General features: G+C 59.9%; 3 rRNA genes. All 3 read left to right on the top strand.

The annotated features are described in order from the left end of the window. The first annotated feature begins 177 nt into the window (after window positions 1-177). Window positions 178-1,709: ribosomal RNA gene (locus PH190_RS30495) — 16S ribosomal RNA — on the top strand. A gap of 381 nt (window positions 1,710-2,090) precedes the next feature. Continuing rightward, window positions 2,091-5,211: ribosomal RNA gene (locus PH190_RS30490) — 23S ribosomal RNA — on the top strand. Window positions 5,212-5,335: 124 nt separating this feature from the next. Beyond that, window positions 5,336-5,452 (top strand): 5S ribosomal RNA (rrf, locus tag PH190_RS30485). The 16S, 23S and 5S rRNA genes sit together here, the layout of an rRNA operon. The last annotated feature ends 20 nt before the right edge of the window (window positions 5,453-5,472 follow it).

Genomic DNA, 5,472 nt, shown 5'->3' with positions numbered 1-5,472 from the left:
GTGTGGTTGTCCTTTGAGAACTCAACAGTGTGCTGAATGTTTGGTGTGTTTGTCCTCGTCGGCATCGCATGGCGTCCTGGTGGCGTGTGTGGTGTCGTGGGGTTTCTTTGAGTGGCCTGGTCCTTGTTTGCCAGTGGGGGCCGGGTTTTTGCTGGGACTGTTTTGTTCCAATGTTTTTTGTTGGAGAGTTTGATCCTGGCTCAGGACGAACGCTGGCGGCGTGCTTAACACATGCAAGTCGAGCGGTAAGGCCCTTCGGGGTACACGAGCGGCGAACGGGTGAGTAACACGTGGGTGACCTGCCCTCCACTTCGGGATAAGCCTGGGAAACTGGGTCTAATACCGGATAGGACCAAGGGATGCATGTTTCTTGGTGGAAAGTTTTTTCGGTGGGGGATGGGCCCGCGGTCTATCAGCTTGTTGGTGGGGTGATGGCCTACCAAGGCGACGACGGATAGCCGGCCTGAGAGGGTGATCGGCCACACTGGGACTGAGACACGGCCCAGACTCCTACGGGAGGCAGCAGTGGGGAATCTTGCGCAATGGGCGGAAGCCTGACGCAGCAACGCCGCGTGAGGGATGACGGCCTTCGGGTTGTAAACCTCTTTCGCGATCGACGAAGCTCCATCTTTTGGGTGGGGTGACGGTAGGTCGAGAAGAAGCACCGGCCAACTACGTGCCAGCAGCCGCGGTAATACGTAGGGTGCGAGCGTTGTCCGGAATTATTGGGCGTAAAGAGCTCGTAGGCGGTGTGTCGCGTCGGCCGTGAAAACCTGGGGCTTAACTCTGGGCGTGCGGTCGATACGGGCATCACTAGAGTTCGGCAGGGGAGACTGGAATTCCTGGTGTAGCGGTGAAATGCGCAGATATCAGGAGGAACACCGGTGGCGAAGGCGGGTCTCTGGGCCGATACTGACGCTGAGGAGCGAAAGCATGGGTAGCGAACAGGATTAGATACCCTGGTAGTCCATGCCGTAAACGTTGGGCGCTAGGTGTGGGGTCCATTCCACGGGTTCCGTGCCGCAGCTAACGCATTAAGCGCCCCGCCTGGGGAGTACGGCCGCAAGGCTAAAACTCAAAGGAATTGACGGGGGCCCGCACAAGCGGCGGAGCATGTGGATTAATTCGATGCAACGCGAAGAACCTTACCTGGGTTTGACATGCACCAGACGCGTCCAGAGATGGGCGTTCCCTTGTGGCTGGTGTGCAGGTGGTGCATGGCTGTCGTCAGCTCGTGTCGTGAGATGTTGGGTTAAGTCCCGCAACGAGCGCAACCCTTGTCCTATGTTGCCAGCGGGTCATGCCGGGGACTCATGGGAGACTGCCGGGGTCAACTCGGAGGAAGGTGGGGATGACGTCAAGTCATCATGCCCCTTATGTCCAGGGCTTCACACATGCTACAATGGCCGGTACAGAGGGCTGCGAAGCCGTGAGGTGGAGCGAATCTCGTAAAGCCGGTCTCAGTTCGGATCGGGGTCTGCAACTCGACCCCGTGAAGTCGGAGTCGCTAGTAATCGCAGATCAGCAACGCTGCGGTGAATACGTTCCCGGGCCTTGTACACACCGCCCGTCACGTCACGAAAGTCGGTAACACCCGAAGCCCGTGGCCCAACCCGCAAGGGGGGGAGCGGTCGAAGGTGGGACTGGCGATTGGGACGAAGTCGTAACAAGGTAGCCGTACCGGAAGGTGCGGCTGGATCACCTCCTTTCTAAGGAGCTTCACCGAACACCGCTGGTCTGGTGGTGCTCGCAGGCGAGTGTCCTGCGCGTCGCCGGGTGGTGGTGGAGGGCCCCAGTACCTCCCGTGTCTCGCGTCTTCGGGCGTGGGTGTGGGGTGGGAGGGGGTTGCTCGAGAAAAAGTGGAAACACCAGACATGTCCCCCGAGGCCCGAGCAAGGGTCGTGGGGGCGGCACACTGTTGGGTCCTGAGAGGACAGCCTGAGCGCTGCTCTTTCTGGGACGGTCGGGGCCGGCTTCGCCTGTGGGTGGGGTGCGGCCTCGGTTCGTGTGGTCGTTGAGAATTGTACAGTGGACGCGAGCATCTTTTGTTTCTGTGCACATTTGTGTCGTGATTTCTTGATGTGTGTGTTGGTCAAGTTGTCAAGGGCGCACGGTGGATGCCTGGGCACCAGGAGCCGATGAAGGACGTGGGAGGCCGCGATAGTCCTCGGGGAGCTGTCAACCGAGCGTTGATCCGAGGGTGTCCGAATGGGGAAACCCGGCACCCGTCATGGGGTGTCACCGCTGTCTGAATGTATAGGACGGTGGGAGGGAACGCGGGGAAGTGAAACATCTCAGTACCCGCAGGAGAAGAAAACAAGAGTGATTCCGTGAGTAGTGGCGAGCGAAAGCGGATGAGGCTAAACCCCGCCAGTGTGAGAGCCGGCAGGCGTTGCTGGTGGGGTGTTGTGGGGCGTCACGGACCGGTACTGCCGTGCTGGTGCGGTGGTGGTGTGGTGTTAGTCGAAGGCGTTGGGACGCGTCGGCGTAGAGGGTGAGACCCCCGTAGACGAAAACATCGCCCACCTCGTGGTGGCGTGCCCGAGTAGCAGCGAGCCCGTGTAATTCGCTGTGAATCTGCCGGGACCACCCGGTAAGCCTAAATACTCCCTGGTGACCGATAGCGGACGAGTACCGTGAGGGAAAGGTGAAAAGTACCCCGGGAGGGGAGTGAAATAGTACCTGAAACCGTGTGCCTACAAGCCGTCAGAGCCTGAGCTTTATAGCGGGGTGATGGCGTGCCTTTTGAAGAATGAGCCTGCGAGTTAGCGGTACGTGGCGAGGTTAACCCGTCGAGGGGTAGCCGTAGCGAAAGCGAGTCCGAACAGGGCGTTGCTAGTCGCGTGCTCTAGACCCGAAGCGGAGTGATCTACCCATGGCCAGGGTGAAGCGCCGGTAAGACGGCGTGGAGGCCCGAACCCACCAGGGTTGAAAACCTGGGGGATGAGCTGTGGGTAGGGGTGAAAGGCCAATCAAACTCCGTGATAGCTGGTTCTCCCCGAAATGCATTTAGGTGCAGCGTCGCGTGGTACTCACCGGAGGTAGAGCACTGGTTGGCCTAGGGGGCCGACAAGCTTACTGAAGTCAGCCAAACTCCGAATGCCGGTGAGCGTGTAGCGCGGCAGTGAGACGGCGGGCGATAAGGTTCGTCGTCGAGAGGGAAACAGCCCAGATCGCCGGCTAAGGCCCCTAAGCGTGCGCTAAGTGGGAAAGGATGTGGGATCGCCCAGACAACCAGGAGGTTGGCTTAGAAGCAGCCATCCTTGAAAGAGTGCGTAATAGCTCACTGGTCAAGTGGTCCTGCGCCGACAATGTAGCGGGGCTCAAGCGCACCGCCGAAGCCGCGGCAACACCACGTGAACACTGCTCTGCTGTAGTGGCAGTAGCTGGTGGTGGTGTTGGGTAGGGGAGCGTCATGCGGGCGGTGAAGCGGCGGAGTGATCCAGCCGTGGAGCCCGTGTGAGTGAGAATGCAGGCATGAGTAGCGATAGCAGAGTGAGAAACTCTGCCGCCGGATGACCAAGGGTTCCTGGGCCAGGTTTTTCCGCCCAGGGTGAGCCGGGACCTAAGGCGAGGCCGACAGGCGTAGTCGATGGACAACGGGTTGATATTCCCGTGCTCGTGTAGGCGCGTCCCTGGCGAATCCAGGTGTGCTAACCGCCCGAACCCCGGTTGTCTCCTTCGGGAGCAGCTCGGGGGGAGCGCGGGACCCCGCCTGGTAGTAGCCAAGCGATGGGGTGACGCAGGAGGGCAGCTCCGCCAGCTAGTGGTAGTGCTGGTGCAAGCGTGTAGGCCGGTGTACAGGCAAATCCGTACACCATCAAGGCTGAGACGTGACGCATAGCCGGTTGAGGCGAAGCAGAGTGATCCCATGCTGCCGAGAAAAGCCTCTAGCGAGTTCCTACGCGACCCGTACCCCAAACCAACACAGGTGGTCAGGTAGAGAATACCGAGGCGTTCGAGCGAACTGTGGTCAAGGAATTCGGCAAAATGCCCCCGTAACTTCGGGAGAAGGGGGGCCCTGTCCCGTGAAACCCCTTGCGGGTTAGCGGGGTGGGGCCGCAGAGACCAGGGGGAAGCGACTGTTTACTAAAAACACAGGTCCGTGCGAAGTCGCAAGACGATGTATACGGACTGACGCCTGCCCGGTGCTGGAACGTTAAGGGGACCGGTTAGGCCGCAAGGCCGAAGCTGAGAACTTAAGCGCCAGTAAACGGCGGTGGTAACTATAACCATCCTAAGGTAGCGAAATTCCTTGTCGGGTAAGTTCCGACCTGCACGAATGGCGTAACGACTTCCCCGCTGTCTCGACCACAGACTCGGCGAAATTGCACTACGAGTAAAGATGCTCGTTACGCGCGGCAGGACGGAAAGACCCCGGGACCTTCACTACAGCTTGGTATTGGTGCTCGGTTCGGCTTGTGTAGGATAGGTGGGAGACGGGGAAGCGGCCACGCCAGTGGTCGTGGAGTCAACGTTGAAATACCACTCTGGTCGAATTGGGCATCTAACCTCGGACCATGATCTGGTCCAGGAACAGTGCCTGGTGGGTAGTTTAACTGGGGCGGTTGCCTCCCAAAGGGTAACGGAGGCGCCCAAAGGTTCCCTCAGCCTGGTCGGCAACCAGGTGTCGAGTGCAAGTGCACAAGGGAGCTTGACTGTGAGACCGACGGGTCGAGCAGGGACGAAAGTCGGGACTAGTGATCCGGCACCACCAGGTGGATGGGGTGTCGCTCAACGGATAAAAGGTACCCCGGGGATAACAGGCTGATCTTGCCCAAGAGTCCATATCGACGGCATGGTTTGGCACCTCGATGTCGGCTCGTCGCATCCTGGGGCTGGAGTAGGTCCCAAGGGTTGGGCTGTTCGCCCATTAAAGCGGTACGCGAGCTGGGTTTAGAACGTCGTGAGACAGTTCGGTCCCTATCCGCCGCGCGCGCAGGAGACTTGAGGAAGGCTGTCCCTAGTACGAGAGGACCGGGACGGACGAACCTCTGGTGTGCCAGTTGTCCCGCCAGGGGCACGGCTGGTTGGCTACGTTCGGAAAGGATAACCGCTGAAGGCATCTAAGCGGGAAGCCTGTTCCAAGATGAGGTCTCCCACCCCACAGAGGGTTAAGGCCCCCACCAGACCAGTGGGTTGATAGGCCAGACATGTAATCGCCGCAAGGCGTTCAGTGGACTGGTACTAATAGGCCGAGGACTTGCCCACACACCCATCAAGACTCACGGCAAACTCCAACTGCGCACGTAACGAAACACTGCATGCCCGCGTCCACTGTGCATATCCCAACGACCACACACCCCACCCCCCACACGTGGGGGTGGTGGGGTGTTCCGGTGGTCACAGCGGAGGGGAAACGCCCGGACCCATCCCGAACCCGGAAGCTAAGCCCTCCAGCGCCGATGGTACTGCGACCGACAGGTCGTGGGAGAGTAGGACACCGCCGGAACACCCGACCACCCCCACACC

This window comes from Actinomycetospora straminea, assembly GCF_028737255.1.
GTDB lineage: Bacteria > Actinomycetota > Actinomycetes > Mycobacteriales > Pseudonocardiaceae > Actinomycetospora > Actinomycetospora straminea.
This window is presented reverse-complemented; position numbering and strand designations above follow the sequence as displayed.